General features: G+C 68.2%; 3 protein-coding genes and 1 pseudogene. 2 read left to right on the forward strand and 2 right to left on the reverse strand.

Annotated features, from left to right (window positions below):
- Positions 1–103: 103 nt before the first annotated feature.
- Positions 104–1,060, reverse strand: a complete 957-nt coding sequence (locus tag WA317_RS20230; protein ID WP_425174725.1) for an electron transfer flavoprotein subunit alpha/FixB family protein — start codon at positions 1,058–1,060, stop codon at positions 104–106.
- A gap of 69 nt (positions 1,061–1,129) precedes the next feature.
- Positions 1,130–1,930 carry an electron transfer flavoprotein subunit beta/FixA family protein gene (locus WA317_RS20235; RefSeq protein ID WP_425174726.1) on the reverse strand — a complete coding sequence of 267 codons (801 nt, stop codon included), beginning with the start codon at positions 1,928–1,930 and terminating at the stop codon, positions 1,130–1,132.
- 258 nt (positions 1,931–2,188) lie between these two features.
- On the opposite strand from WA317_RS20235, the gene WA317_RS20240 reads away from it, so the two are divergent.
- Entirely contained in the window at positions 2,189–3,001 is an 813-nt protein-coding gene (locus WA317_RS20240) for a class I SAM-dependent methyltransferase (RefSeq protein WP_425174727.1), read from the forward strand.
- Positions 2,998–3,330: pseudogene (locus WA317_RS20245) on the forward strand (1,4-alpha-glucan branching protein); the annotation flags it as partial. The gene WA317_RS20240 and the pseudogene WA317_RS20245, both read left to right, overlap by 4 nt.

Consider the following 3,330-nt stretch of genomic DNA (forward strand, 5'->3'; position numbering starts at 1 on the left):
GGCCGACAGTGCCTGGCGGTCACTTTGCTGCGGCGCCGCCGACGTGCGCACCGCGGTCTGGCAGCGGCGAGCCAGCTCGCGCCGTTGCGGCCGGCGGAACTCCTCAGCCCTTGCGGGTCTTGACCGCCTCGGTGAGTTGCGGAGCCACCTTGAACAAGTCGCCGACCACCCCGTAGTCGGCGATCTCGAAGATCGGCGCCTCTTCGTCTTTGTTCACCGCGATGATGGTCTTCGACGTCTGCATGCCGGCGCGGTGCTGAATCGCTCCGGAGATGCCCAGCGCGATGTACAGCTGCGGCGACACCGTCTTACCGGTCTGACCCACCTGGAATTGGCCCGGGTAGTAGCCGGAGTCCACCGCGGCGCGGGACGCGCCCACGGCCGCTCCGAGCGAGTCGGCCAGGTCCTCGACCACGCTGAACTTCTCGGCGCTGCCCACACCACGGCCGCCGGAGACCACGATCGTGGCCTCGGTCAGCTCCGGGCGGTCACCGGCGACTGCGGGCTGGCGGTCGGTGATCTTGGTGGCGTTCTCGGCGGGCTCGGGCACCTCTACGGTGACCTGCTCGCCGGCGCCGTCAGCGGGTTCGGCGTCGATCGCCCCGGCCCGCACGGTGATCACCGGGGTGTCACCGTTGGCCTGCGCCTCGACGGTGAACGCGCCGCCGAAGATGGAGTGCACGGCCTTGCCGCCCTCCTGCACGTCGACCACGTCGACCAGCAGCCCCGAACCGATCCGGGCAGCCAACCGGCCCGCCACCTCTTTGCCGGTGGCACTGGCGGCCAGCAGGACGGCGGCCGGGGTGGCCGATTCGGCCAGCGAGGCCAGCACGTCGACGAACGGCGTGACCAGGTAGTTGTCCACGGTGTCTGACTCGGCGATGTAGATTTTCTCGGCGCCGGCCGTCTTCAGCCCGTCGACCAGCGGTTCGGCGGTGCCGGGCGCACCGACCACGACGGCGGAGGGCTCGCCCAGTTTGCGGGCGGCGGTGAGCAGTTCGGTGGTGACTTTCTTCAGCGCGCCTTCAGCGTGCTCGACCAGTACCAGTACTTCAGCCATGGGTTGCTTCGCGTCTTTCCAGTGTCGGAGTAAGTGTCAAAGGTGATCGGTGTTCGTGCGGTGCACGCGTCAGATGAGTTTCTGACCGACCAGATACTCGGCGATCTTGCTGCCGCCGTCGCCCTCGTCGGCGACCTTCTCGCCGGCTGTTTTGGGCGGTTTGGGGGTTGCCTCCAGCACGGTCGAACCGGCGTTGGCCAGGCCCACCTCGTCGGGCTCGACGCCGATGTCGGCGAGCGAGAGTGTGGTCACTTCCTTCTTCTTGGCGGCCATGATGCCTTTGAACGACGGGAAGCGCGGCTCGTTGATCTTCTCGTTGACGCTCACCACGGCGGGCAGCGACGCCTCGAGAGTGAACAGACCGTCGTCGGTTTCCCGCTCGCCGGTGATCTTGCCGCCCTCGACAGCCAGCGAGCGCACGTGGGTCAGTTGCGGCAGGCCCAGGTACTCGGCGATGACAGCAGGCACCGCACCGCCCGCGCCGTCAGTGGCCTCGTTGCCGGCGATCACCAGGTCGGTGCCCTCGATGGTGCCCAGCGCGCGGGCCAGCGCCCAGCCCGTCTGCACGACGCAGGAGCCGTGCAGCCCGTCGTCGAGCAGATGAACCGCCTTGTCGGCGCCCATTGACAGGGCTTTGCGGATCGCCTCGGTGGCGCGCTGCGGGCCGGCGGTCAGCAGAGTTACCGATCCCTCGGCGCCGCCGGCGGCTTCCTTCTCCCGAATCAGCAGCGCCTCTTCGACGGCGCGCTCATTGATCTCGTCGAGTACCGCGTCGGCGGCCTCACGGTCCAGGGTGTAGTCGCCGTCGGACAGTTTGCGTTCCGACCAGGTGTCCGGCACCTGCTTGATCAGAACCACGATGTTCGTCATTGTTGTGGTCTATCCTCCTCGAGGGAGCCCTGCCGCATTCCGCGGCAGAACTTTTGGTACGTCTATGCGTCCGCAATTCGCATGTTACTAGCCGGTAACTTATTGCGGTCCGCTCCTCCACCATAGCGGGTCGGCTCGGCTGATCGCCGCCTCCTCCCCTGGTTGTCGCCGGGCCCACATCCCCTACAGGCTGCGACTTCGCCCGGGTCGGCGAAGACCCGTTCGCCCGCCCGGCGCCACGGGATAGCCTGCTGTCCAATGACCGCATTCGTCCCCGATAACCCTCACGTCGACGACCCGCTAGGCGCCGATGCGGTGTTGATGCTGACCGGCGAGCGCACCGTGCCCGGCCTCGAGGTGGAGAACTACTGGTTTCGCCGCCATGAAGTGGTCTATCAGCGGTTGACCGAGCACTGCGCGGGCCGCGACGTGCTGGAGGCCGGTTGCGGGGAGGGATACGGTGCCGACTTGATCGCCGGCGTCGCGCGCCGGGTGATCGCCGTGGATTACGACGCCGCCACCGTGGCCCACGTGCGTGCCCGCTACCCCGCAGTCGAAGTCATGCACGCCAACTTGACCGAGCTGCCGCTGGCCGACGGCTCGGTCGACGTCGTCGTCAACTTCCAGGTCATCGAACACTTGTGGGACCAGCCCGGGTTCGTCCGGGAGTGCGCCCGGGTGCTGCGGCCGTCGGGCCTGCTGATGGTGTCGACACCCAACCGGATCACCTTCTCCCCCGGTCGCGACACACCGATCAATCCCTTCCACACCCGCGAGCTCAGCCCCGACGAGTTGATCGAACTGCTGGCCGACGGCGGATTCGCGATGGACGGGGTGTACGGGGTTTTTCATGGGCCCCGACTGCTGGAATTGGACGCCCGGCACGGCGGCTCGATCATCGATGCCCAGATCGCCCGGGCGATCGCCGACCAGCCGTGGCCGGCCGACCTGTTGACCGATGTGGCCTCGGTGATCGCGGCCGACTTCGACGTGGTCGCGTCCGACGACCCGGACGACAGCCGTCGCATCGATGACAGCCTCGACCTGGTGGCGATTGCGGTGCGGCCGTGAGCCAGCCAACCGGTGAGCGGGTGCCGGGTCTTTTCACCCTCGTGTTACACACTCACCTGCCGTGGCTGGCGCACCACGGCCGCTGGCCGGTCGGCGAGGAGTGGCTCTACCAGTCCTGGTCCGCTGCCTACCTGCCGCTGCTGCGGGTGCTGCACGCGCTGGCCGGCGAGGACCGGCACCGGCTGGTCACGCTGGGAATGACGCCGGTGGTGATGGCGCAACTCGACGATCCGTACTGCCTGGACGGCATGTACCACTGGCTGGCCAATTGGCGGTTGCGCGCCGCCCAGGCCGCCAGCGCGCGGCCCGCCGCCACTCCCGGCTCATCG

This window comes from Mycobacterium sp. (assembly GCF_049802695.1).
Taxonomy (GTDB): Bacteria; Actinomycetota; Actinomycetes; order Mycobacteriales; family Mycobacteriaceae; genus Mycobacterium.

Bases quoted from the DNA above. Each gene is read 5' to 3' on its own strand.
- WA317_RS20240 (WP_425174727.1), top strand. From the start codon at position 2,189: ATGACCGCATTCGTCCCCGATAACCCTCACGTCGACGACCCGCTAGGC.
- WA317_RS20230 (WP_425174725.1), bottom strand. From the start codon at position 1,060: ATGGCTGAAGTACTGGTACTGGTCGAGCACGCTGAAGGCGCGCTGAAG.
- WA317_RS20235 (WP_425174726.1), bottom strand. From the start codon at position 1,930: ATGACGAACATCGTGGTTCTGATCAAGCAGGTGCCGGACACCTGGTCG.